The 24178-nt window shown below is 72.8% G+C and carries 17 protein-coding genes and 1 pseudogene; 4 read left to right on the forward strand and 14 right to left on the reverse strand.

Annotated features, from left to right (window positions below; all coding sequences use genetic code 11):
- From C3486_RS38010 to C3486_RS14640, 10 genes and pseudogenes are all read right to left on the reverse strand, one after another.
- Positions 1-962: pseudogene (locus tag C3486_RS38010) on the reverse strand (inositol-3-phosphate synthase); the annotation flags it as partial.
- 430 nt (positions 963-1392) lie between these two features.
- The gene (locus C3486_RS14600; protein ID WP_103833114.1) at positions 1393-2703 is read right to left on the reverse strand and encodes a ThuA domain-containing protein; all 1311 of its coding nucleotides are present in this window, start codon (positions 2701-2703) and stop codon (positions 1393-1395) included.
- Between the two features lie 338 nt (positions 2704-3041).
- On the reverse strand, positions 3042-5495 hold the full coding sequence (locus C3486_RS14605; RefSeq protein WP_103833115.1) for a PQQ-dependent sugar dehydrogenase: 2454 nt from the start codon (positions 5493-5495) through the stop codon (positions 3042-3044).
- Positions 5496-5684: 189 nt separating this feature from the next.
- Positions 5685-6692 (reverse strand): sugar phosphate isomerase/epimerase, encoded by a 1008-nt coding sequence (locus C3486_RS14610; protein ID WP_103833116.1) that lies wholly within the window; start codon positions 6690-6692, stop codon positions 5685-5687.
- Positions 6693-6706: 14 nt separating this feature from the next.
- Positions 6707-7879 (reverse strand): Gfo/Idh/MocA family protein, encoded by a 1173-nt coding sequence (locus C3486_RS14615; RefSeq protein WP_103833117.1) that lies wholly within the window; start codon positions 7877-7879, stop codon positions 6707-6709.
- A gap of 75 nt (positions 7880-7954) precedes the next feature.
- On the reverse strand, positions 7955-9019 hold the full coding sequence (locus tag C3486_RS14620) for a substrate-binding domain-containing protein (RefSeq protein ID WP_103833118.1): 1065 nt from the start codon (positions 9017-9019) through the stop codon (positions 7955-7957).
- Positions 9016-10047: an ABC transporter permease gene (locus C3486_RS14625; RefSeq protein WP_103833119.1), complete on the reverse strand. Its 1032-nt coding sequence runs from the start codon at positions 10045-10047 to the stop codon at positions 9016-9018. Before C3486_RS14625 ends, C3486_RS14620 begins: the two co-directional genes overlap by 4 nt.
- Positions 10044-11666: a sugar ABC transporter ATP-binding protein gene (locus C3486_RS14630; RefSeq protein ID WP_103833120.1), complete on the reverse strand. Its 1623-nt coding sequence runs from the start codon at positions 11664-11666 to the stop codon at positions 10044-10046. Before C3486_RS14630 ends, C3486_RS14625 begins: the two co-directional genes overlap by 4 nt.
- Positions 11667-12032: 366 nt before the next feature.
- Positions 12033-13214: an ROK family protein gene (locus C3486_RS14635; RefSeq protein WP_103833171.1), complete on the reverse strand. Its 1182-nt coding sequence runs from the start codon at positions 13212-13214 to the stop codon at positions 12033-12035.
- 216 nt (positions 13215-13430) lie between these two features.
- Positions 13431-14111 (reverse strand): GntR family transcriptional regulator, encoded by a 681-nt coding sequence (locus C3486_RS14640; RefSeq protein ID WP_103833121.1) that lies wholly within the window; start codon positions 14109-14111, stop codon positions 13431-13433.
- A 205-nt stretch (positions 14112-14316) separates the two neighbouring features.
- Between C3486_RS14640 and C3486_RS14645 the strand changes: the two genes are divergently transcribed.
- A complete protein-coding gene (locus tag C3486_RS14645; protein ID WP_103833122.1) occupies positions 14317-14766 on the forward strand; it encodes an SRPBCC family protein in 450 nt (149 codons plus the stop codon).
- Positions 14767-14965: 199 nt separating this feature from the next.
- Entirely contained in the window at positions 14966-15805 is an 840-nt protein-coding gene (fdhD, locus tag C3486_RS14650; protein WP_103833123.1) for a formate dehydrogenase accessory sulfurtransferase FdhD, read from the forward strand.
- 100 nt (positions 15806-15905) lie between these two features.
- Here the strand turns inward: fdhD and C3486_RS14655 are convergent, their stop codons facing one another.
- Complete coding sequence (locus C3486_RS14655; RefSeq protein ID WP_103833124.1) at positions 15906-16364, reverse strand: MarR family winged helix-turn-helix transcriptional regulator; 459 nt, start codon at positions 16362-16364, stop codon at positions 15906-15908.
- 291 nt (positions 16365-16655) lie between these two features.
- On the opposite strand from C3486_RS14655, the gene C3486_RS14660 reads away from it, so the two are divergent.
- Positions 16656-18581: a sialidase family protein gene (locus C3486_RS14660; RefSeq protein ID WP_103833125.1), complete on the forward strand. Its 1926-nt coding sequence runs from the start codon at positions 16656-16658 to the stop codon at positions 18579-18581.
- A 21-nt stretch (positions 18582-18602) separates the two neighbouring features.
- Here C3486_RS14660 and C3486_RS14665 read toward each other — a convergent pair whose 3' ends face one another.
- Both C3486_RS14665 and C3486_RS14670 read right to left on the reverse strand, forming a co-directional pair.
- Entirely contained in the window at positions 18603-19172 is a 570-nt protein-coding gene (locus C3486_RS14665) for a putative glycolipid-binding domain-containing protein (protein WP_103833126.1), read from the reverse strand.
- A 9-nt stretch (positions 19173-19181) separates the two neighbouring features.
- Positions 19182-20279, reverse strand: a complete 1098-nt coding sequence (locus tag C3486_RS14670) for a bile acid:sodium symporter family protein (RefSeq protein WP_103833172.1) — start codon at positions 20277-20279, stop codon at positions 19182-19184.
- A gap of 165 nt (positions 20280-20444) precedes the next feature.
- Here C3486_RS14670 and C3486_RS14675 point away from each other — a divergent pair, with 165 nt between their 5' ends.
- A complete protein-coding gene (locus tag C3486_RS14675) occupies positions 20445-21305 on the forward strand; it encodes a LysR substrate-binding domain-containing protein (RefSeq protein WP_103833127.1) in 861 nt (286 codons plus the stop codon).
- A 109-nt stretch (positions 21306-21414) separates the two neighbouring features.
- Here the strand turns inward: C3486_RS14675 and C3486_RS14680 are convergent, their stop codons facing one another.
- Positions 21415-24165 carry a SpoIIE family protein phosphatase/ATP-binding protein gene (locus C3486_RS14680; RefSeq protein WP_181138550.1) on the reverse strand — a complete coding sequence of 917 codons (2751 nt, stop codon included), beginning with the start codon at positions 24163-24165 and terminating at the stop codon, positions 21415-21417.
- Positions 24166-24178: the final 13 nt, after the last annotated feature.

Raw genomic sequence — 24178 nt, forward strand, 5'->3', positions numbered from 1 at the left:
CGGGAGTTCGCCGAGGGTGTCGCGGAGTACGGCGGCCTTGCCGGCGTTCTTCGCCGCGGCGGCCGCGGGGTCGGCGAGGGCCGCGCCGTCGCCGCCGCCGAGGAGGTTCGTACCGGACCAGGCCCGTACGGTCAGCGCGCGCTGGGCCAGCATCGGCGCGAGGACGGAGCGCAGCAGGGTCTGGCCGGTCTTGCCGTCGCGGCCCGCGTACGGGAGGCCGCTGCAGCGGGCCATGTCGCGGAGTTGGGGGTGGTGCAGGCCGGTGGAGGGGGTGAAGTTGACGTACGGGCAGCCGGCGCGGAGGGCGGCCAGCGCGTAGAGGGAGCTGGAGGGAGGGGGGCCGTGGCCGGTGACCGTTCATCACCTGTCCCACCGGCACGCGTACCAGTGGCACCCGCCTCACCGGCGGACGCGCCCCCCACACCCGCCTCACCGGCGGACGCGCCCTCGGGTGACGCGCTCCCGGCAACCGCCTCCGTCGCCGCCCCGGCCCCCGGCGCCGCCTCCGTGGACGCCACGTTGATGACGATGACCCGTTCCAGGTCGTGCGTCTCGCGGAACGTGCGCAGGTCCGTGGCGAAGGCGGCCACCAGGGTCTCTTCGTCGCGGGTGTCGCCCGGCTGGGGGCCGCCGGGGCGGATCTCCGCGTCGGCGGCGGCGAGTTCGGTCTGTACCGAGCGGGGCAGGCCGTGGGGCAGGACACCGCTGGCGGCGAGTTGTTCGGCGCGCTTCGGCAGTGGGCAGGAGGCGATGTCGTGGCCGCCGAACACGAGGGACGCGAGCGGCGGCAGTGGGACGTCGGCGAAGGCCGCCGTCTCGGTGACCATGCCGGTCGGCTCGTGCAGGCCCGCGGCGAGTGCCGCGCAGCCCGCGACGACGGTCGTGGCGACCGAGCCCCGCGCGCCGATCAGCCACACTCCGGTGCGGCCACTCTCCGGTGCGGAGCCATTTCCCGTACGCATACGCCCTCCCGTGTCGGTATTCGCTCGCCCTGCTGAGCCGGTGTCCGTCCGGCCCTCGCCGGGCCGGTATCCATACGCCCCACCGGGCCGGTATCTGTCCGTTCCGTCGAGCCGGTGTCCCTCCGCCCCGCCGAACCGGTGTCACCCGCCGCGCCAAGCCGGCATCCACCCGCCCCACCGGGCCGGTATCCGTCCGCTCCGCCGAGCCGATGTCCATCGGCCCCGCCAAGCCCGTATCCGTCCGCCCGACCGAGCCGCTATCCGCCCGCCCCGCCGACCCGGCGGCCATCTACGCGCGCTCGCCCCACCGAGCCGGTGCAGGCCCGCCCCACCAAGCCGAAGCGGGCCCGCCCCACCAAGCCGAAGCAGGCTCGCCCCGCCGAGCCGAAGCGCGCTCGCCCCACTCGGCCCGCTCCCCCCGGTTCGCCCGTCACTGCCCGGTGCTTCCCGGGCCCAGCGGCTTGAGGCGGATGTGGCGGAAGGAGACCTTGTCGTCGGGGCCGTGGTTCTGGATGCCGACGTAGCCCTGGCGGAGGGAGCGCGCCGGATCGTGGTTGGTGAAGTCGTTGATCTTGCGGCCGTTGAGGAAGACCTTCAGGCGTTCGCCCTGGACGCGGATCTCGTAGGTGTTCCACTCCCCCGGCGGGCTCAGGGCCGCGTCCCTGGCCTTGGTGTTCGCGGCCTGGAAGCCGTAGACGGAGCCGGTGGTGCGGTCGGGCGCGTCGGTGGCGTCGATCTGGATCTCGTAGCCGTTGTTCACCGCCGACCAGGGGTCGTCGGAGGCGGGAAAGCCCACGAAGACACCGGAGTTGTCGTCGCCGGACGCGCTCGCCATCTTCCAGTCGAGCTTCAGGGAGTAGCCGTGCTGCTCCTTCGCGGCGTACCAGAGCATGCCCATGCCGCCGTCGGAGGTGAGTGTCGCGTCGTCCTCGTTCAGGGTGAAGGAGCCGGGGCCCGCCTGCTTCCAGCCGTCGAGGCTCTTCCGGGTGCCGTCGAAGAGGGCGGTGTAGCCGTTCTCCGGGCGGCAGTCGGCCTGGGCGAGGCCGGTGGCGTAGCGGATGCCGCCGAGGAGGTGGGTGCGGAAGGCGGGCTCGGCGTACGACTCCTTGGTGTGCCCTGCGCCGGTGTAGAAGGCGCGGCCGCCGTTGTACTCCTGGCACCAGGCCAGCGGGTGGTCGCCGCCCATCGTGCCGCCGGTGTACGTCGTCTCGTCGAGGGTGGCGAGGACGTGGGCGCGGTCGCGCGGGTTGGTGCGGTAGTTGTACCACTCGTCGGTGCGGTCCCAGGCGGCCGCCAGGTGTGCCGTGGCGGGGTGGGCGCGGTCCTCGACGCGCAGGGTGGCGGGCTGGATCGCCGGGTGCGACTGGAAGTAGGCGCCGGCCAGGCCGCCGTAGAAGGGCCAGTCGTACTCGGTGTCGGCGGCCGCGTGCACGCCGACATAGCCGCCGCCCGCGGCGATGTACTTCTCGAAGGCGGTCTGCTGGGCGGAGTCCAGCACGTCGCCGGTCGTGGAGAGGAAGACCACCGCGTCGTAGCGGGCGAGGTTGGCGGTGGTGAAGGCGCCGGCGTCCTCGGTGGCGTCGACGGCGAAGCCGTGCTGGGCGCCGAGTTCCTTGACCGTGGTGATGCCCTCGGGGATGGAGTCGTGGCGGAAGCCGGCGGTCTTGGAGAAGACCAGGACCCGGGTGCCGTCGGCCTTGCCCCCGCCGGCCTGGGGCGCGGCGGTGCCGGGCAGTGCCATGGAGGCGAGCAGGGCCGCGGCTGCCGCTGCGGTGACACCGAGCCGACGTACGGTGTGCCGTCGTGCGGTGGGCCGCCCTGCGGTGTTCCGGCGAGCGGTGTGCCGACGTCCGGTGTGCTGTCTTGCGGTGGGCTGGTGCGGGTGCATGTGTGGAGTCCTTCCTCCAGCAGCGGGGGGTGGCTGGGCAAGGGATCTCTGAGCGGGGTGCGGTGCCGGCCCCCGAGCGGACGGGGCCGGGACCCGAGCGGACGGGGCCGGGACCCGAGCGGTGGGGCGGTGCGGGGCGGGCGGGCCACGGGGACCGCCCGCCCCTGTCGGTGCGCGGGCGCGCTACTCCGTCACTTCGTGGTGAACTCGAAGTCGTCCACGTCGTACAGCGCGTCCGTGCCGCTGCCCTTGAAGACGAGGTAGAGCGTCGTCGTCCCGGCGGGCGGCTTGGCGATGGCGGTGCGGACGTCGGTGTACGTCTCCCAGCCGCCGGTCACCGGCACCTTGGCCGTGCCGAGCAGCTTGCCGTCGGGCGTGCCGGTGCGGACCTCCAGCGTGCCGCCGGCGCCGGCCGAGGCGACCCGGGCGGTCAGCTCGGTGGCGTTGGAGACGAGGTAGGGGGTGAAGCCGATCCAGTCGCCGTTGTGGATGTCGCCGACGGTCTTGCCGCCGTGCGCCGGCGTGTGGTCGACCGCCTTGACGCCCTTGGAGGTGCTGAAGTGCTCGGCCTGGCGGTGCTTGGGCTGGGTGACGTTCTGATCGTGAGTGGTCAGCGCGGGCTGGCCGTTCGCGCCCTTGTCGGTGTACTCGGCGTCGAAGACCCCGAAGATGTTGGCGTTGGGGTCGTGCTCGCCGTCGGCCAGCGTCTGGATGGTGCCCTCACAGCCGTTGGCGGACGTCACGGCGTGGCCGTGGTTGTCGTGGCCGAGGATGTGGGTGACGGTGACCTTGGAGCAGTCGATCTTCCCGTCCTCGGGGTCGGTGACCTTCACCTTGAACGGCACCTTGTCGCCGAAGGTGAACAGCTGGCCGTCACCGGGGAGTTGCAGCGTCACGGTCGGCGCGGTGTTGCCGACGGTGAGGTGCACGCTGGCCGAACCAGTACGTCCTGACGGGTCCTTGGCGGTGACGGTCGCCGTGTAGGTGCCGTTCTTCTTGTACGTGTGGGTGGGGTTCTGCGCGGTGGACTTGGTGCCGTCGCCGAAGTCCCAGGAGTAGGTGAGCGCGTCACCGTCCTGGTCGGTTGCGGTCGCGCTGAACTTCGCCTTCAGGGGCGCCTTGCCGGAGGTCCGGTCGACCTTCGCGTCGGCCACGGGTGAGTGGCCGTCGGTGGCGTTCTCGATGCGGTACAGCGCGGAGTTCTCGTCGCCGCCGAACCAGCTCAGCCCGTAGTCCAGCACGTACAGCGCGCCGTCCGGGCCGAAGGCCATGTCCATCACCTGGGTGCCGGACCAGGGGAACGGGTTGATCGACTGGACCTTGCCGTCCGCGTCCTGCTCGATCCGCTTGATCCACTGGCGGCCGAACTCACCGGCGAAGAAGTCACCGTCGTAGGACTCGGGGAACTTCACCTTGGAGTCGGAGCCGGCGTCGTAGCGGTAGACCGGGCCGCCCATCGGGGACTCCGATCCGCTGCCGAACTCCGGTACGGAGTCGTTGTCGTACGGGATCCAGGCGGGCTGGGCCGGGGGCAGATCGGTCAGGCCCGTGTTGTGCACCGAGGTGTTCTTGGGTGCGGCGCAGTCGAAGGACTCGCCGGACTTGCCGGTGGCGAAGTCGTAGTCGACGTAGGCGTCGTTGTTCCCGGTGCAGTACGGCCAGCCGAAGTTGCCGGCCTTGGTGACGCGCGCGAACTCCACCTGTCCGGCCGGGCCGCGGCTGGGGTTCGCGGCGCCCGCGTCGGGACCGTAGTCGCCGACGTAGACGATGCCGGTGGGCTTGTCGACGCTCATCCGGAAGGGGTTGCGGAAGCCCATCGCGTAGATCTCGGGACGGGTCTTCTCGGTGCCGGGCGGGAAGAGGTTGCCCTCGGGGATGTCGTACGAGCCGTCCTCGTTGACCTTGATGCGCAGGATCTTGCCGCGCAGGTCGTTGGTGTTGCCGGCGCTGCGCTGGGCGTCGTATGCGGGGTTGCGGTCGGCGCGCTCGTCGATGGGCGTGTAACCGTCGGAGGCGAAGGGGTTGGAGTCGTCGCCGGTGGAGAGGTAGAGGTTGCCCTGCGCGTCGAAGTCGATGTCACCGCCGACGTGGCAGCAGGTGCCGCGGGAGGTGGCGACCTCCAGGATCTTCTTCTCGCTGGCGGTGTCCAGCGTGCCGTCGTCCTTGAGGACGAAGCGGGAGAGCCGGTTCACGCCGTCGAACTTGGCGAAGTCGGCGGCGGTGCCGTTGTCCGGCGCGTCGCCCGCCGGGGTGTCCAGCGGGGGTGCGTAGTAGAGGTAGATGAAGCGGTTGTCCTTGAAGCCGGGGTCGACGCCGACGCCCTGGAGGCCCTCTTCGTCGTGGGTGTAGACGGGGAGCTTGCCGGCGACCTTGGTGTCGCCGGTGGCATCGGTGAGCCGGAGCGTGCCGTCCCGCGCGGTGTGCAGGACCGAGCGGTCGGGGAGGACGGCGAGGGACATGGGCTCGCCGACCTCCGCCGCGCCCTTGGCGAGGGTGACCTGCTGGAAGTCCTCGGCGGTGGGTGCCGGGTCCGCGGCGGGTGCGGCGACCGAGGGGGTGCTGCCGAGCGAGAGCGAGCCGGCCGCGAGCAGGCCGCCGGCGAACAGGGCGAGGGTGGAGCGGATTCTGCGACGTCTTCTGTGCACGCGGTGCCTCCCGGGCGGGTCGAGTGCCGTGCGGTGGGCGGTGCTGGGGAGTTCAGTGCGCCGTGCGAGCCGTCATGTACGTGTACGTGACACCAGAGGCGAAAATAGCTGCCTTCGCTCGCTGTGGATAGACCTTTGACATGAGGGATGACGACTTCTGCCGTCAGCAGGACAAAGGCGGACGGTCCGTCAGGTGTCCGAGCCGCCGAACGCCGCGTCGAACGAGGCCGACGGCGGGTCGAAGTCGTACGCCTTGAGCCGGGCCAGCGCCTCGGGGGCGCCCTGGAGCCGGTCCATGCCGGCGTCCTCCCACTCCACGGAGACCGGTCCCTCGTACCCGATCGAACGCAGCATCCGGAAGCAGTCCTCCCAGGGCACGTCGCCGTGGCCGGCCGAGACGAAGTCCCAGCCGCGGCGCGGGTCGCCCCAGGGCAGGTGGGAGCCGAGCCGGCCGTTGCGGCCGTCGAGGCGCTTGCGGGCCTCCTTGCAGTCCACGTGGTAGATCCGGTCGCGGAAGTCCCAGAGGAAGCCGACCGGGTCCAGGTCCTGCCAGACGAAGTGGGACGGGTCGAAGTTGAGGCCGAAGGCAGGGCGGTGGCCGACGGCCTCCAGGGCCTGCTGGGTGGTCCAGTAGTCGTACGCGATCTCGCTGGGGTGCACCTCGTGGGCGAAGCGGACGCCCTCGGCGTCGAAGACGTCCAGGATGGGGTTCCAGCGCGCGGCGAAGTCCTCGTAGCCCCGCTCGATCATGCCGGGCACGACGGGCGGGAACATCGCGACCAGGTGCCAGACGGCGGATCCGGTGAAGCCGACGACGGTGCGGACGCCGAAGGCGGCGGCGGCGCGCGCGGTGTCCTTGATCTCGGCGGCGGCGCGCTGCCGTACGCCCTCGGGCTCGCCGTCGCCCCAGATGCGGGCCGGCAGGATCGCCTTGTGCCGCTCGTCGATGATCGCGTCGCAGACCGCCTGGCCGACCAGGTGATTGGAGATCGCCCAGCACTTCAGGCCGTACTTGTCCAGGAGCTGCCGCCGGCCGTCCAGGTAGCCGGGCTCGGACAGCGCCTTGTCGACCTCGAAGTGGTCGCCCCAGCAGGCGAGTTCGAGGCCGTCGTAGCCGAAGTCGCGGGCCAGCCGGCAGACCTCCTCCAGGGGCAGGTCGGCCCATTGGCCGGTGAAGAGAGTGAACTGGCGTGGCACGGTACGGGACCTCCTCAGGCCGGTACGGGGGTGTAGACGCAGTTCTTCGCGGCGCTCTCCTCGACCGCGGCCAGGACGCGCTGCACGCGCAGGCCGTCGGCGAAGGAGGGCGCGGGGTCGGTGCCGGCGGCGATGGCGTGCACCAGGTCGCGGGCCTGGTGCGCGAAGGTGTGCTCGTAGCCCAGGCCGTGGCCCGGCGGCCACCAGCCCTCCAGGTACGGGTGGTCCGGCTCGGTGACCAGGATGCGGCGGAAGCCGGCCGCGACGGACGGCTCGGTGTGGTCGTGGAAGGACAGCTCGTTGAGGCGTTCCAGGTCGAAGGAGAGCGAGCCGCGGTCGCCGTTGAGCTCGACGCGGAGGGAGTTCTTGCGGCCCGCCGCGTACCGGCTGGCCTCGAAGGACGCCAGCGCCCCTGAGGCGAACCGGCCGGTGAACAGCGCGGCGTCGTCCACCGTGACCTCGTCCGTGCCGCCCGAGGCGAGCGGGCGCCGCCGGACGAACGTCTCGGTGACAGCGGAGACCCCCGCCAGCTGCTCCCCCGCCAGGTGCTGCGCGAGGTCGACGATGTGCGCGCCGAGGTCGCCCAGGGCGCCGGAGCCCGCGCTGTCCTTGCGCAGCCGCCAGGTCATCGGGGCCTGCGGGTCGACCAGCCAGTCCTGCAGGTAGCTGGCGCGCAGGTGGCGCAGTGTGCCGATGCGGCCTTCCGCGACGAACCGCCGGGCGAGGGCCATCGCGGGCGTACGGCGGTAGTTGAAACCGGTCATGGCGATCCGGCCGCGGGCCCGCGCCGCCTCCGCTGCCGCCACCATGGCCTCCGCCTCCTCGACCGTGTTGGCCAGCGGCTTCTCGCACAGCACGTGCTTGCCGGCTTCGAGGGCCGCGATGGCGATCTCGGCGTGGCTGTCGCCGGGGGTGCAGATGTCGACCAGGTCGACGTCGTCGCGGGCGATCAGCGCCCGCCAGTCGGTCTCCGCCGCGCCCCAGCCGAGCCGGTCGGCGGCGGCGCGCACGCCGTCGGCGTCCCGGCCGCAGACGGCGTTCATGGCCGGGCGCAGCGGCAGGTCGAAGGCGCGGGCGACGGTCCGCCAGCCCTGGGAGTGCGCCGCGCCCATGAAGGCGTAGCCGACCATGCCGATGCCCAGTACGGGGCGGCCGTCGGGGGTGGGGTCCTGCGCGTTGTCGTCCATGCATCACCTCATCGGTGCTGGTCAGTGTGGGGGTACGGCACGGCCCCGCGGCGCTGGCCGACGGGGCGCGCCGCGTCAGTTGAAGCCGGTCGGGAGGTAGTCGTCGACGTTGTCCTTGGTGACGACGGCGGAGTACAGGGTGATCGAGGCGGGGATCTCCAGCTCGGCCATGCCGCCGATGCCCTTGCCCTGGCCGAGCGCGCGGGCCAGGTCGATGGCGGAGGCGGACATCGTGGGCGGGTAGAGCACGGTGGCCTTCAGGACGGAGTTGTCCGCCTTGATGGTGTCCATGACCTTGCGGGAGCCGGCGCCGCCGACCATCAGGAAGCCGTCCCGGCCCGCCTGTTCGATGGCCCGCTCGGCGCCCACGCCCTGGTCGTCGTCGTGGTTCCACAGGGCGTCGAAGTCGGGGTGTGCCTGGAGCAGCCCGGCCATCTTGGACTGGCCCGACTCGACGGTGAACTCGGCGGCCTGGCGGCCCACCTTCTTGATGTTGGGGTAGTTCTTCAGGGCGTCGTCGAAGCCCTTGGTGCGCTGCCGGGTGAGCTCCAGGTTGTCGATCCCGGCCAGCTCCACGACCTTGGCGTTCTTCTTGTCCTTCAGCTGCTCGCCGATGTAGTGCCCGGCGTTCAGGCCCATGCCGTAGTTGTCGCCGCCGATCCAGCAGCGGTAGGCCTGCTGGGAGGCGAAGACCCGGTCGAGGTTGACGACGGGTATGCCGGCCCGCATGGCCTTCAGGCCGACCTGGGTGAGCGCCTTGCCGTCGGCGGGCAGCACGACCAGGACGTCGACCTTCTTGTTGATCAGGGTTTCGATCTGCCCGATCTGCTGGGCCGTGTCATTGGAGCCCTCGGTGATCTCCAGGGTGACGTCCTCGTACTGCTTCGCGCGGTCCTTGGCGTTCTGGTTGATCGCGTTCAGCCAGCCGTGGTCGGCCTGTGGCCCGGCGAAGCCGATGGTGACCTTCTTGCCGGGCTTGTCGTCCACTCCCCCGGCCTGCTGCTGCTTGCCGGCGCCGGCGGGGGTGTTGTTCTCGTTGCTGGTGCAGGCGGTGAGGAAGGCGCCGGCGGAGACGGCGGCGGCGCCGAAGAGCATGTTCCTGCGGCTGGTTCCCGGCATTCCCGGTGTGCGCTCGGTCATTGCTTGCGGCCCTTCTGTACCAGTACGGCGGCGACGATGATGGCGCCCTTGGCGATCTGCTGGACGGCGGTCTCCAGGTTGTTCAGGGCGAAGAGGTTGCTGATGGTGGTGAAGACGAGGACGCCCAGGAGGGAGCCGGTGATGGTGCCGCGGCCGCCGCTGAGCAGGGTGCCGCCGATGATGGCCGCGGCGATGGCGTCGAGTTCGTAGAGGTTGCCGTTGGTGTTCTGGCCGGACCCGGTGAGCACGAGCAGCAGGAAGGCCGCGATGCCGCAGCACAGCCCGGACAGCAGGTAGAGCAGCAGCCGCTGGCGGCGTACGTCGATGCCGGCCAGCCGGGCGGCCTCGGGGTTGCCGCCGACGGCGACGGTGCGCCGGCCGAAGGTCGTACGGTTCAGCAGCAGCCAGCCGACGACGGTGACGACGGCGAAGACCCACACGATGGGCGGGATGCCGAGCACGTACGCGTCCCGGCGGCCCAGCTCCAGCACCGGCTCGACGCTGACGATCTGGGTGCGGCCCTCGCTGATCTGGAGCGCGAGGCCGCGGGCCGAGGCGAGCATGGCGAGGGTGGCGATGAACGGCACCATGCCGCCGAACGACACGAGCAGCCCGTTGACCAGGCCGCAGCCCAGGCCCACGCACAGCGCGCACAGCAGGATGCCGCCGAGCCCGTAGCTCTGGGTGGCCACGGTGGTGGCCCAGACGGTGGCGAGCGCGACCATCGCGCCGACCGACAGGTCGATGCCGCCGCCGATGATGACGAAGGTCACGCCGACGGTGACGACGCCGATCACGGACGCCTGGGTGAGGACGAGCTGGAGGTTCTGCACGCTCAGGAACTGCTCGGGCTTGGTGAGCGCGCCGACCAGCACGAGGGCGGCGAGCACGCCGACGAGCGAGAGGTTGCGCAGGTCGGGGCGGTGACGGGGGCGGGCGTGCCGGGTGTCATCGGCGGCCGGTGCGGCGGGGCCCGGCGGTGCGCTGCCCGCCTCGGCCGGGAGGGCGTGTCCTTCGGAGGTGTTCACGGGCGGTCTCCTCGCGGTGTCGGGGCCGGCGTCTCCTCGGGGGTGGTGCCTGCCGGGGCCGGCGTGGGCCCCGGCCCTTCGCTCATGACCAGGTCCAGCACCCGGTGCTCGTCCAGCGCGGCCGCCGCGTCCTCGTGCACGACCCGGCCCTCGCGCAGGACGAGCACCCGGTCGGCGAGGCCGAGGACTTCGGGCACCTCGCTGGAGACCAGCAGGACGGCCACGCCGTCGTCGGCGAGCCGCCGGATCAGCGCGTACAGCTCGGCACGCGCGCCGACGTCCACGCCGCGGGTCGGCTCGTCCAGGAGCAGGACCCGGCAGCCGCGGAGCAGCCAGCGGGCCAGTACGGCCTTCTGCTGGTTGCCGCCGGAGAGGGTGCGGACCGGGCGCTCCGGGTCGTCGGGGCGCAGGGAGAGGTCGCGGGTGGCGGCGCGGGCCGCGGCCCGTTCGGCGCGCCGGTCCAGCCAGCCGGCCCGCGCGAAGCGCGGCAGCGAGGAGACGGAGACGTTGCGGCTGACGGATTCCAGGAGCAGCAGCGCCTGTGACTTGCGTTCCTCGGGGGCGAGGCCGAGTCCGGCGCGTACGGCGGCGGTGACGCTGCCGGGGCGCAGCGGCCTGCCGTCGACCACGACCCGGCCGGCGGTGGGCCGGCGGGCGCCGAAGACGGTCTCCAGGATCTCGGAGCGGCCGGAGCCGACGAGCCCGGCCAGGCCGAGGATCTCGCCGGGGTGCAGCTGGAAGTCGACGGGCCCGAACTCCCCTTCACGGGCGAGCCCTTCGGCGCTGAGCACGGGTGCGGCGCGGTCGGTGGCCGCGCGCCGTCCGGGGAAGACGTACTCGACGTCGCGGCCGGTCATCAGGGCGACGATGTCGCGGGTGGGGGTGGTGTGCGCGTCCAGGCCGCGGGCCGCGGTCCGGCCGTCCTTCAGTACGGTGACCCGGTCGCCGATCCGGCGGATCTCCTCCAGGCGGTGCGAGATGTACACCACGGCCACGCCGGAGGCGGTGAGGGCGGCGACGATGCGGAAGAGGTTGTCGACCTCGTCGGGGTCGAGCGCGGCGGACGGCTCGTCCATGACGATCAGCCGTACGTCGTGCGAGAGGGCGCGGGCCATCGATGCGATCTGCTGGCCCGCGGCGGAGAGCCGGCCGACGAGGGTGCCGGGGTCGATCTCGGGGTGACCGAGCCGCGCGAGGAGTTCGGCGGTGCGGTCGCGGGCCTCGCCGGTGCGGAGGAAGCCGCCGGTGGCGCGTTCGTGGCCGAGGAAGACGTTCTCGGCGACGGACATGTGCTCCACCAGGTCCAGTTCCTGGTAGATGGTGGCGATGCCGAGCCGCATGGCGGCGATCGGTGACTTCAGGGAGACCGTTTCGCCGCGCCAGCGGATCTCGCCGCCGTCCGGCTGGTGGGCGCCGGCCAGCACCTTGATCAGGGTGGACTTGCCGGCACCGTTCTGGCCGAGCAGGCAGTGCACTTCCCCCGCCGCCACGTCCAGGTCCACGCCGTCCAGGGCGCGCACGCCGGGGTAGGACTTGGTGATGCCGGACATGGTGAGCAGCGGTCCGGTGGCTTCGTGTGCCGCGGGCGGCGGCGGTGCGGGGCGGTGCGCTGGTGCCATGGCGGGCCTCCTCGGCGGTACGCCGGCGAGCGGGCGGGGCGGAGCGGGGCGCATGCGGGCATGCGGCATCGCGGAACGGCGCATGGGGGGTTGGTGCTGTGGTGCGGCTCGTACGGGTGCGGCGGCCCTGGCGGCCGGCGCGGCGGCTCGTACTGCTCGTACTGCTGTTACTGCTCTTGCGGCTCGTACGGCGTACGGATCGGACAGGTGGAGCTGACGTACCGGTCACGCGGGCGGAGCGGTGCTGCGGACGTGCGGGTCGCGCGGCGGAGCGGGGTGGTGCGGTGGTGCGGTGGTGCGGTGGTGCGGGTCGAACGCCGGACCGGGCTGACGGTGCGTCAGCACGGCCCGGAAGCCGGGGCCGGCTCAGGCCGGCGAGAACAGGTGGTCGCTGATGAGCCGGGCCGCGCCGGTCACGCCGGCCAGCGGGCCCAACTCGCCCAGGACGATGGGGAGGTTGCCGGTCGCCAGGGGCAGCGACTGGTGGTAGACCTGCGTGCGGATCGCGGCCAGCAGGGTGTGACCGAGGCCGGTCACCCCGCCGCCGATCACCACGAGGCCGGGGTTGAAGAAGCTGACGAGTCCGGCGATGACCTGCCCGGTGCGGGTGCCACCGTCCTTGATCAGCTCCAGTGCGGTGGCATCACCGGCCGAGGCGGCCACGGACACGTCCGACGCTTCGAGCGCGCCCGCCGCCTCGAGGCGGGCCGCGAGCGTGGCCGAGCGGCCCTCGCGCGCCGCCTCCTCCGCGTCCCGGGCGAGCGCGGCGCCGCCGAAGTACGCCTCCAGGCAGCCGGCGTTGCCGCACGCGCAGCGGCGGCCGTCCGGCTCGACCTGGATGTGGCCGATGTCGCCGGCGCTGCCGGTCGTACCGCGGTAGACCGCGCCGCCGACGACGATGCCGCAGCCGATGCCGGTACCGATCTTCACACAGATGAAGTCCTGCGAGGTGCGGGCCACTCCGGCGTGCTGCTCCCCCAGCGCCATCAGGTTCACGTCGTTGTCGACCATGACCGGGCAGCCCAGCTCCTGGCTGAGCGCCTCCCGTACGGGGAAGCCGTCCCAGCCCGGCATGATCGGCGGCGCCACGGGGACGCCTTCGGGGAAGCGGACCGGGCCCGGCACGCCGATGCCGGCGCCGTCGAACCCCTCGGCGAGCCCGCTGTCCCTCAACTTCTGCGCCAGCGCCAGTACTTGCTCGAAGACGGCGACCGGTCCCTCGCGGACGTCCATCGGCTGGGTGAGGTGTCCGAGCACCTCCAGTTCGGCGTTGGTGACCGCCACGTCGACGGAGGTCGCGCCGATGTCCACGCCGAGGAAGCGCAGTGTGGGCGCGAGCCGGATGTTGTGGGAGCGGCGGCCGCCGCGGGAGGCGGCGAGCCCGTCGGCGACGACGAGCCCGGTCTCCAGCAGCCGGTCGACCTCCACGGCGAGCTTGGAGCGCGAGAGCTCCACCTGATCGCCCAGCTGGGCGCGGGAGTTGGCCCCCTGGTCGCGCAGCAGGCGGAGGAGCCGCGCCTGATGCGCGTTCGCGGGCCTGGCCGTCATGCGCCTCACGCCGCCCTCCCAGCCGTACTCGGCATAGACCGACATCGCTCGCCCCGGCACGGACGGACGGGTCGGTGCGCGCCGTTCCGGCCGGGCTTTCGAGGGGAACGTAGCAGCGCTTGTCCGCAGGAGGAAGTACTACGGACGGAATCCGTCAGCACTTTCTCCTGTCTCAGGACAAAGAAGGGGCGTGTGCCGTCTCCGGCTCGGCCGCGGCTACTTGGCGCCTTCGCGCTCGTGGTACGTACGGCGGGTGTGCTCGGTGTGGGCCCGCATGATCTCGGTGGCCCGCTGCTCGTCGCCCTGTGAGATCGCGTCGATCAGCTCGCGGTGCTCGACCCAGGAGCGCTTGCCGCGCTGCCGGGCGACCGGGGTGTAGTACCAGCGCACCCGCCGGCCGACCTGGTCGGCCAGCCCGGCGAGCACGGTGTTGCCCGCCAGCTCCATCACCTTGGCATGGAAGGCGGCGTTGGTGGCGACGGCGAGGTCCACGTCGTCCTCGCGGACTGCCTGCTCACCCCGGTCGCACAGCGCGGACAGCTCCTCGATGCCGGCCTCCGTGGCGTGCGCGGCGGCCAGCCGGGCCGCCTCGGCCTCCAGCAGGGTGCGTACGCTCAGCAGCTGGTCGGCCTCCTCCTCGGTCGGCTCGTGCACGAACGCGCCCTGCGCGGGGCGCAGATCGACCCAGCCGTCGGTGTTCAGCCGCTGCAGCGCCTCGCGCACCGGCTGGCGGGACACGCCGAGCTGGCTCGCGAGCTCGCTCTCGACCAGGTGCCGGCCCGGCTGGAGCGCGCGGGTGGTGATCAGTTCGAGCAGCGCTTCGTAGACCCGTTCGCGCAGCGGGCCGGGGCGTTCGAGCTTCGGCACGGTCCCCTGCGGCAGTCCAGCGGACAGCATCGCGGTCCCCCTCTACGTCTCGGATCCAAGGCTCCGGGATTGGTTATCGTCTACAGTCTACCGAGCGCAACCTGCCCGACACCGCGCGCTCCGGTGATCTGCGTCACCCGGCCGTCTCCTCCCCGGCCCGTATTCGCTGTGTCGGGCCCGGCTCCGCGGGTACGCGGGGGACCCTGCACGTTCCGAGAGAGGAGGAGCCCGGACCATGTCGAAGATCGAAGAGTCGGTCGAGGTGGCCGTCCCGGTGACGACGGCTTACAACCAGTGGACGCAGTTCGAGGAGTTCCCCCGCTTCATGGACGGGGTCGAACGCATCGAGCAGAAGACGCCGACGCTGACCCACTGGGTCACCAAGGTCGGCGGGGTGACCCGCGAGTTCGATGCGGAGATCACCGAGCAGATCCCGGACGAGCGGGTCGCCTGGACCACGGTGGCCGGTGAGGCGCGCCAGGCCGGCGTGGTGACCTTCCACCGCCTCGACGACCAGCACACCAAGGTGATGCTCCAGCTGGAGCACGACCCCGAGGGGATCGCCGACACGGTCGGTGACAAGCTCGGCTTCGTGCGCAGCAAGGCCACGACGGACCTGAACAACTTCAAGAAGTTCATCGAGTCCCGCGGTACGGAGACCGGCGCCTGGCGCGGCGAGGTCTGACCCGGGGCACCACTCCCGGGGAACAACCCGGACACCGCCCTCGCGCGGCGCCGGGACGACGGCCCGGCCGGAGATCCTTCCGGCCGGGCCGTTCCGTCGTCCGCGGGACACCCCTTCGCGGTCAGTGCCGCGTACAGGACAATGGGAGCAAGGGCCGAGCCGCCGGCCACCACCTCGTAAGAACCGGGACGGATCAGTTATGGGCAGGGTCACCGAGCGACGGCGCGTCATCCGCATCCGCGACGGAGCCGTGAGCACCCGCCCGGACACCCTGGTGGCCGAGGAGCCGCTGGAGATCCGGCTCGGCGGCAAGCCGCTCGCCATCACGATGCGCACGCCGGGGGACGACTTCGCGCTCGCGGCCGGCTTCCTGGTCAGCGAGGGCGTGCTGGGCAGCGCCGACGAGCTGGCGAACATCGTGTACTGCGCCGGCGCGACGGACGACGGCAGCAACACCTACAACGTGGTCGACGTACAGCTCGCGCCCGGTGTCGCGGTCCCGGACATCAGCCTCGAACGCAACGTGTACACCACCTCCTCGTGCGGACTGTGCGGCAAGGCCAGCCTGGACGCCGTACGGACCACGGCACGCTTCGCGCTCAAGGAGAACGACGGCATGGCCGTCGAGCCGGCCACCCTCTCCGCGCTGCCCGACCGGCTGCGCGCCGCCCAGCGGGTGTTCGACCGCACGGGCGGGCTGCACGCTGCGGGGCTGTTCAGCCCGGACGGGGAGCTGCTGGACCTGCGGGAGGACGTGGGCCGGCACAACGCGGTCGACAAGGTCATCGGGCGGGCGCTGCAGCAGGGCCGGCTGCCGCTGTCCGACACCGTCCTGATGGTGTCCGGGCGTGCCTCCTTCGAACTCGCCCAGAAGGCCGTGATGGCGGGCATCCCCGCGCTCGCCGCGGTCTCCGCGCCGTCCTCGCTCGCCGTCGACCTCGCCGCCGAGACCGGCCTCACCCTGGTCGGCTTCCTGCGCGGCAGCTCGATGAACATCTACGCGGGCGAGCACCGCATCGCGCTGGACTCGCTCGGCTGACGGACCGGCAGGCGCCGTGGGACCGGCAGGCACCGCGGGTCCGGCAGGCGCCATGGGCCGGCAGGAGCCACGGGACCCGCAGGCGCCACAGCGGTGGCGGTCAGCAGTTGCCGTCGTCCAGGCCGGGTGCGGCGATCCGGGTGAGCAGGTCGATCAGCTGGTCGCGCTCGGCGGGGGTGAGCGCGGCGGTCAGTTCCGCGTTGGCCGCGTCGCCGAGCTTCTGCGTACGGCGCAGGGTGCGGGTGCCGGCCGGCGAGATGGTGACGGCGTTCTTGCGGCGGTCGAGCGGGTCCGGTGCGCGGGTGACCAGCCCGTCGGCGACCAGGTCGTTGACGGTGGTGACCATGTCCTTGGGGTCGATGCTCAGGCTGCGGCCCAGGTCGGCCTGGGAGACCGGGCCGAGTTCGGCGACGGCCGCGAGTACGGCGTGATGTGTCATCCGCAGGCCCTCGCGGGCGAGCGCCTCGGCGACGAGCCGGTGGCTGCGGGCGGCGGCACGGCCGAGGAGCCAGCTGGGGAGGGCGCGGATACGCGCGGGGACGTAGGGGGTTTCGGCCATACCCTCAGCGTATCGAGCGCACGCAAGGCCGTTGGGTGCCCCAACAGACCAGCAGCCTCGGCGGGGTGACGGCAGGTCAGGCCGTGCCCTCCCTTCCGGCCAATCCGAGTGACGCACACTCCTTGCCGGGGCGCCTGCGGGACAAGTACCTTCCTCCGCACGAACATGGGACGTGGGATGTCCATACGTGGGATGTCCAGATGACCCGTCCGGCGGGCCACCGGGAGCTCCCGGACCCGTCGCGCGGCCGACGCCGATGCCTCGCCGATGCCTCGAAGGGCAGGTCGGACCATGACGTCAGAATCGAGCGAACACAACAGTCCCGGCCCAAGACCCGTGCGACGCCGCTGGCCGGCCCTGCTGGCCACCGCGGCGCTCGCCCTCCTCCCCCCGATCCCCGCCAGTGCGCAGTCCACAGCGGAGGCCGCCCCCGCCGGCCTCGACCAGCAGGTGCTCTTCAAGGCCTCCGAGGAGAAGGGCTACTCCTGCTTCCGCATCCCCGCGATCGTCACCACCCCGCGCGGCACCCTCCTCGCCTTCGCCGAGGGCCGGGTGAAGAACTGCGGGGACGCGGGCGACATAGACCTGGTGGTGAAACGATCCACCGACGGCGGCCGCACCTGGGGCCCGCTCCAGGTCGTCAACGAGGGCGGCGGTGACACGCACGGCAACCCGGCGCCGATCGTGGACCGGCGCACCGGCCGCGTCGTCCTCGCCGAGACCTACAACAAGGGCCGCGACGACGCGGCCGGCTGCGACGTGCCCTGCGACCGCAGGCCGCACATGCAGTACAGCGACGACGACGGACGCACCTGGTCCGAGCCCGCCGACATGACCCCGGTGCTCCGGCCGCCGTCGTGGAACTCCTGGTACGCGACGGGCCCCGTGCACGGCATCCAGCTGACGCACGGACGGCACGCCGGGCGGATGGTCTACACCGTCAACGCCGAGAGCTACGCGGACGGCCGGATAACAGCCAACCACGCCGCCCTCATGTACAGCGACGACGGCGGCCGGAAGTGGCACACCGGGGCCCTCGACACCTGGCGCACCGCACCGGACGGGACGTTCCGTCAGAAGCCGTCCGAGATGACGCTCGTGGAGCGCGCGGACGGCACGATCTACGTCAACGGACGGGAGCAGGACGGCACGGACCTGGGCCACCGCACGGCGGCCATCAGCCGGGACGGCGGCGAGACCTTCGCGCGGCCGTTCGAGGCCATCCCCGACCTGTACTCGCCCATGGTCCAGGGCTCCCTGCTGCGGCTGCGGTCGCGGTCGCCCGACGGCCCGGGCCGGCTGCTGTTCGCCGCGCCCGCCGACCCCGACCGGCGGCGCACCATGACCGTCCGGTCCTCCTGGGACGACGGCCGTACGTGGGAGGGCGCCGAGCGGGGCGCGCGGGTCACCACCGACTGGTCCGGCTACTCGGACATGGTGAACATCGCGCCCGGCGAGGTCGGACTGCTCTACGAAGGCGGCGCGGTGGACGCGCGGGACGAGATCCGCTTCGCGCGGTTCACCGAGGACTGGCTCGGGCCGCGCCGCGATCCGGACCCGACGACGCCGGACCGCGGCGTCGGCGCCCGCCCGGCCGCCGTCCTGGGCGGCGCCCGGAACACGGAGGGCCGGTACGGGCAGGGGCTGGCGTTCGACGGCAGGGACGATGCCGTCCGGCTGCCGTTCCGCTCCTCGCTGCCGCTGGGCGACCGCGACTTCACGTGCAGCCTGTGGTTCCGGTACACGGCGAAGAGCGGTGAGCAGCCGCTGCTCTGGATGGGCGGCGTGGGCAGCAGGGCGCCGCAGGTGGCGCTCCGTGCCGACCCCGCCAAGGACCGGCTGACGGCCGACATCACGGCGCTGACCGGCGCCGGGCCCGCCAAGTCCGCGCAGGTCGCCGCGGCCGGCGCGGCCAATGACGGCGCCTGGCACCACCTGGCGCTGCGCCGGTCCGACGGCCGGCTGACGCTCACCGTGGACGGGAAGTCCACGTCGGCGGCGGACGTGCCGGGGTCGGTCAGCAGGAACGACACGTTCGGCGTGCACCTGGGCCAGAAGCCGGACGCCCGTTCGTTCTTCACGGGCGCGCTGGACGAGGTACGCGTCTACGGGCGGGCCCTGAGCGACGGCGAGCTGGACATGGTCCGGGAGCACAACATGCCGGCCGCGGCGCCGGCCGTGCTCCGGCTGCCGCTGGACCGGGTGCGGGGCGGCTGAGCGGAGGACGGGGACGGCCGGTCAGCGGGTCTGCGCGCGCCGCGCCAGGTCCGGGTAGTCGACGACCAGGCCGTCCCCGTCGCACTCCAGGTCGCGCTGGAAGGTGCCGGAGCCGTACCGCACCAGTGCGCCCTCCTCCGTACGGGCCAGGTGCTCGTACCGCTGCCGGGACGGCCGGACCGCCAGGTCCGGCACCGACACCCACGCCATCACGAAGTCGTGGGCGCCCGGCGAGCGGTGCAGCCCGTGCCGGAGCAGCGGCATGGTGTTGGTGAGCGGGCACAGCCCGAGGTCGCAGTCGAGCGCCTCCTCCAGGCCCGCCAGCGGCTCACCGCCCGCGGTCCACCGGCCGTCGTCGTCCCGCCGCAGGTCCAGCTCGCGGCTGCCGGCCGCGCTCTCGGCACGTACCCGCAGCCGCCGGGTCACGAAGTCCTCGCCGGTCTCCAGCTCGTACGTGATCCAGTAGGCCTCCGGTACGGTGCCCACCGCCCGGCCGTGCGCGGACAGCGTCCGCTCGCCGAGGTCGACCCACGCGGTCTCGATGCCCTTGCTCGCGCTGACGTCCCAGGTGAGGACGTGATGGCCCGTCATGCAGGCACCCTAGCGGCGGGCTCCCACCGTGTCGGCGGCCGACACGGCGCCGGCCGTGCCGTCCGCCCCGCCGGGCCCGGCGTCCGCCGTGCGCTCCGCCACCGGCTCCGGCGACTCGGCCGCCTCGGCCGCTTCCGCCCGGCGTGCGTACCGCTTGGCGATCACCGCACACACCATCAGCTGCATCTGGTGGAAGAGCATCAGCGGCAGCACCGCGAGGCTGGCCTGCGCGCCGAACAGCACGCTCGCCATCGGCAGGCCGGCCGCCAGGCTCTTCTTGGAGCCCGCGAAGGTGATGGCGATGCGGTCGGCGCGCGGGAAGCCGAGCTTCCGCGAGCCGTACGTGGTCAGGGTCAGCATGACCGCGAGCAGCACGGCCTCGACGGCCACCAGCTCCACCAGCCGCCAGAAGGAGACCTTGCTCCAGATGCCCTGGACCATGCCGGTGCTGAACGCGGTGTAGACGACCAGCAGGATCGAGCCGCGGTCGACGTAGCCGAGCACCTTCTTGTGCCGGGTCAGGAAGCCGGAGATCCAGCGCCGGAACAGCTGCCCGGCGAGGAACGGCACCAGCAGCTGGAACACGATCGAGAGCAGCGAGTCGGCGGAGAACCCGCCGCCGTCCCCGCCGAGCAGCACGGCGGCCAGCAGCGGCGTGATCACGATGCCGGCCAGGCTGGAGAACGAGCCCGCGCAGATCGCCGCGGCGACGTTGCCGCGCGCGATGGAGGTGAACGCGATCGAGGACTGGATCGTGGAGGGCACCAGACACAGGAAGAGCAGCCCGGTGTAGAGCTGGGGCGTCAGCAGGTACGGCACGAGGCCGCGCGCCGCCAGGCCGAGCAGCGGGAAGACGGCGAAGGTGAACGCCAGCACCGTGAGGTGCAGGCGCCAGTGGCGCAGTCCGTCCATCGCCTCACGCGTGGACAGCCGGGCGCCGTAGAGGAAGAAGAGCAGGGCGACGGCGCCGGTCGAGGCGCCCTCGGCGCCGGTGGCCACGGCACCTCTCGCGGGCAGCAGCGCCGCCAGCACGACCGTGCCGATGAGCGCGAGGATGTATCCGTCCACGGGGAGCCAGGAGGGGATCTTCAGCTGAGGGCGGCGCATGGTCTCTCTATCGGTCGGCGGCTCGGGCTGGGCGTGCTGCGTGATCACGGCCCAGGGCATGGACGGTGCCCTCTCCAGGGTGCTCCTGATTGCGGCCATCGGGAAGCCCTCTTACCGTACTCACTGTGATGCCGTTTCGTGATGGGCGGGGGTAGGGTCGGGGGCGTGTTCGATCCGGTACAGCTGCGGACCTTCCTGGCCGTGGCGCAGACCCTGAGCTTCACGCAGGCGGCGCAGCGCCTCGGCGTGCAGCAGTCGACCGTGAGCCAGCACGTGCGGAAGCTGGAGTCCGCGGCCGGGCGCCGGCTGTTCGCGCGGGACACCCACGGGGTGGACCTCACCGAGGACGGCGAGGCGATGCTCGGCTTCGCGCGCACGATCCTGGAGGCCAACGAGCGGGCGGCGGACTTCTTCGCCGGGACGCGGCTGCGCGGCCGGCTGCGGTTCGGCGCGTCCGAGGACTTCGTACTGACCCGGCTGCCGGAGGTGCTGGAGGGGTTCCGCCGGGACCATCCGGAGGTCGACCTGGAGCTGACGGTCGAGCTGTCGGGGACGCTGCACGAGCGGCTGGCGGCCGGGCGGCTGGACCTGGTGCTGGCCAAGCGCCGCCCGGAGGATCCGCGGGGCCGGCTGATCTGGCGGGACAAGCTGGTCTGGATCGGCAGCGAGCGGCTGCGGCTGGACCCGCAGCGGCCGGTGCCGCTGGTGCTGTTCCCGCAGCCCGCGCTCACCCGGGGCCGCGCGCTCCAGGCGCTGGAGGAGCAGGGCCGGGAGTGGCGCATCGCCTGTACGAGCGGCAGCCTGAACGGCCTGATCGCGGCGACCCGTGCCGGCCTGGGGGTGATGGCGCACTCGCTCGGCATGATCCCGCCGGGGCTGGTCCGGGTGGGGGCCAGGGCCGGGCTGCCCGATCTCGGCGGCGTCGACTTCGTCCTGGTGCACGGCCGGCCTGACGGCCCGGCGAGCCGCCCGGCCGAGGCGCTGGCCGCGGCGATCCTGGCGGGCGGCGACCGGCTGCACCTCTGACGCCCGGCGGCGCCCGGCCGGGGCTTGCGGCTGCGGCTGCGGCTGCGGCTGCGGCACAGGCTCTCGGAGCCCGCTGTCGTCGGCTCTCGGAAGCCGTTGCCGTCGGCTCTCAGAACCCGCTGTCGTCGAACTGGTCCAGGAGGACGTCGGCCGGGGTCTCGTCCGGCACCGCGCCGCCGCCGTTCAGCGGCTGCTCGGTCCAGATGACCTTGCCGCCGGGGGTGTACCGGGTCCCCCAGCGCTGCGCCAGATGGGCCACCAGGAACAGCCCGCGGCCGCCCTCGTCCATGCTCGTCGCGCGGCGCAGATGCGGTGCCGTGCTGCTGCCGTCCGCCACCTCGCAGATCAGCGTGCGGTCGCGCAGCAGCCGGAGGCGGACCGGCGGCGCGCCGTACCGGATCGCGTTGGTGACCAGCTCGCTGAGGATCAGCTCCGTGCTGAACCCGATGTCGGCCAGCCCCCACTCCCGCAGCTTCGCGCCGCACTCGGCACGCAGCCGGCCCACCTCCGCCGGGTCCTGCGCCACCTCCCACTCCGCCACCCGCGTCGGCGGGAGCAGCCGGGTACGGGCGATCAGCAGCGCGATGTCGTCGGACGGGCGCTCGGGCACCATCGCCTCGACGGCGGCCCGGCACATCTCGTCGGGGCTGCGGCCCGCGGCGCCCTCCAGCGCAGCGCCGAGCATGGCGAGGCCGGTGTCGATGTCCCGGCCGCGGTCCTCGACCAGGCCGTCGGTGAAGAGCACCAGGTCGGTGCCCTCGGTCAGGCGCAGTTCGGTGGTCTCGAAGGGGTGGCCGCCAAGCCCGAGCGGCGGGGAGGGCGGTACGTCCGGCAGGCTGACCCTGCCGTCGGGACCGACCAGTGCGGGCCCCGGGTGGCCGGCCCTGGCCACCGTGCACCGCCCGGTGACCGAGTCGTAGATCGCGTACAGGCAGGTGGCGCCCGTGACACCTTCCCAGTCGCGCCGCTCCTGGCCGGTGCCCTCCTCGCTGTCGATCCGGGTGACCAGCTCGTCCAGATGGCCCAGCAGTTCGTCCACCGGCAGGTCCAGCGTGGAGAAGTTGTGCACCGCGGTCCGCAGCCGCCCCATCGTCGCCGCGGCGTGCAGCCCGTGCCCGACCACGTCGCCCACCACCAGCGCCACCCGCGCGCCGGGCAGCGGGATGACGTCGAACCAGTCGCCGCCCACCCCGGCCTGGGCCGGCAGGTACCGCCAGGCCACCTCCAGCGCGTCCTGCTCCGGGAGGCCACGCGGCAGCAGGCTGCGCTGAAGGGTCACGGCCATGGCGTGCTCGCGGGCGTAGCGGCGGGCGTTGTCGATGCAGACGGCCGCGCGTGCCGTGACCTCCTCGGCGAAGGACAGGTCCTCCTCCTCGAAGGGCGGGGAGTCCTCGGAGCGCCAGAAGTTGGCCATGCCCAGGACCACGCCGCGGGCCCGCAGCGGCACCGTGACCAGGGACCGCACCCCGGCGTCCAGCAGCGCCGCGCCCCGGGCCCGGTCCTGGTCGGACCACTCCACCGTCCGGGTCAGGTCCGCCACGAGCGCCGCCCGGCCGGTCTCCAGCGCCCGGGCCTGCGGGGTGGTCGACACGAAGTGGATGACCTCACCGATGGGGTAGATGCCGGGCTCCCCCGGCCCGCCCCTGGTCGCCGTCCGGCGCATCCGCCATCCGGCGTGCACCGAGGGCTCGTCGCCCTCCGTCACCGCCTCCAGCAGGTCGACGGTGACGATGTCGGCGAACCGCGGCACCGCCACTTCGGCCAGTTCCTCTGCGGTGCGCACCACGTCCAGCGTGGTGCCGATGCGCACGCCCGACTCGTAGAGCAGCTGCAGCCGTTCCCTGGCGACCTCGGCGCGGCCGGTCAGCGCGGTGAGCTCGGTGGTGTCGCGCAGGGTGGTGACGCTGCCGCGCGGTCCGCCGTCGCGGTCGGTGGAACGTACGTTGACGGCCAGCAGGCGGTTGCCCACGTGGTGCACCTCGTCGGTGGCCGAGCGGCCCGACCGCATCAGCGCCACCAGCCGGTCCGGCAGCCCGACCTCGTCGACGGCCCGGCCGTCGAGGCGTTCCGGGAGGTCCAGCAGGCGCCGCGCCTCGTCGTTGACCAGCACCAGCCGGCCGTCGGGCCCGAGGATCACCACGCCCTCGCGCACGGCGTGCAGAACCGCGTCGTGGTGTTCGTACATCCGTGTCATCTCGGCCTGGCCCAGGCCGTGCGTCTGCCGGCGGAGCCGCCGGCTCACCAGCGCCGTGCTCCCGGCGGCCAGCGCCAGGCCCAGCCCGGCGGCGCCGAGCAGCACCGGCATCTGGCGGTCCACGGTGTTCTCGGCGCGCTCCAGGGTGATGCCGGCCGAGACCATGCCGACGAGGGAGCCGTCGGTCCGCCGGACGGGGGCCGTGCTGTCGACCGCGGGGCCGAGCGGGCCGTCGTCGACGATCTCGGTGTACGGGCGGTCCTCGCGGGCGGCTTCCAGGGCGGCGCCGAAGGCACCGACCACGTGCTTGCCGATCAGCCTGCGGTCGGGGTGGGTGAGGCGGATGCCGTCCAGGTTGAAGACGACGAGGTAGTCCACGCCGGCCCGCTTGCGCACCCTCTCGGCCTGCGGCTCCAGCACCGCCGTCGGGTGCGGTCCGTCCATCGCCCGGGCCACGGCGGGCGAGGCGGCGAAGGTCTCGGCCACGGACTGCGACCGCCGTTCGGCCGCCTGTTTGCTGTCCCGCTTGGCCTGGAGGGCGAGGACCGAGACCGCGGCGACCACCAGCAGCACCACGACGAGGACCTGGAGGACGAACACCTGGCCGGCGAGGCTGCGCGGACTCAGCAACGAGCGCGGCCTCGCCCGGTGCCGGATCCGACGCATTCCCGCCATATGC

The organism is Streptomyces sp. Ru73, from assembly GCF_002920575.1.
In the GTDB taxonomy this organism is placed as follows: Bacteria; Actinomycetota; Actinomycetes; order Streptomycetales; family Streptomycetaceae; genus Streptomyces.

Bases quoted from the DNA above. Each gene is read 5' to 3' on its own strand.
- C3486_RS14630 (WP_103833120.1), bottom strand. From the start codon at position 11,666: ATGGCACCAGCGCACCGCCCCGCACCGCCGCCGCCCGCGGCACACGAA.
- C3486_RS14665 (WP_103833126.1), bottom strand. From the start codon at position 19,172: ATGACGGGCCATCACGTCCTCACCTGGGACGTCAGCGCGAGCAAGGGC.
- C3486_RS14680 (WP_181138550.1), bottom strand. From the start codon at position 24,165: ATGCGTCGGATCCGGCACCGGGCGAGGCCGCGCTCGTTGCTGAGTCCG.
- C3486_RS14635 (WP_103833171.1), bottom strand. From the start codon at position 13,214: ATGACGGCCAGGCCCGCGAACGCGCATCAGGCGCGGCTCCTCCGCCTG.
- C3486_RS14615 (WP_103833117.1), bottom strand. From the start codon at position 7,879: ATGGACGACAACGCGCAGGACCCCACCCCCGACGGCCGCCCCGTACTG.
- C3486_RS14655 (WP_103833124.1), bottom strand. From the start codon at position 16,364: ATGGCCGAAACCCCCTACGTCCCCGCGCGTATCCGCGCCCTCCCCAGC.
- C3486_RS14600 (WP_103833114.1), bottom strand. From the start codon at position 2,703: ATGGCACTGCCCGGCACCGCCGCGCCCCAGGCCGGCGGGGGCAAGGCC.
- fdhD (WP_103833123.1), top strand. From the start codon at position 14,966: ATGGGCAGGGTCACCGAGCGACGGCGCGTCATCCGCATCCGCGACGGA.
- C3486_RS14640 (WP_103833121.1), bottom strand. From the start codon at position 14,111: ATGCTGTCCGCTGGACTGCCGCAGGGGACCGTGCCGAAGCTCGAACGC.
- C3486_RS14660 (WP_103833125.1), top strand. From the start codon at position 16,656: ATGACGTCAGAATCGAGCGAACACAACAGTCCCGGCCCAAGACCCGTG.
- C3486_RS14645 (WP_103833122.1), top strand. From the start codon at position 14,317: ATGTCGAAGATCGAAGAGTCGGTCGAGGTGGCCGTCCCGGTGACGACG.
- C3486_RS14670 (WP_103833172.1), bottom strand. From the start codon at position 20,279: ATGCGCCGCCCTCAGCTGAAGATCCCCTCCTGGCTCCCCGTGGACGGA.
- C3486_RS14620 (WP_103833118.1), bottom strand. From the start codon at position 9,019: ATGACCGAGCGCACACCGGGAATGCCGGGAACCAGCCGCAGGAACATG.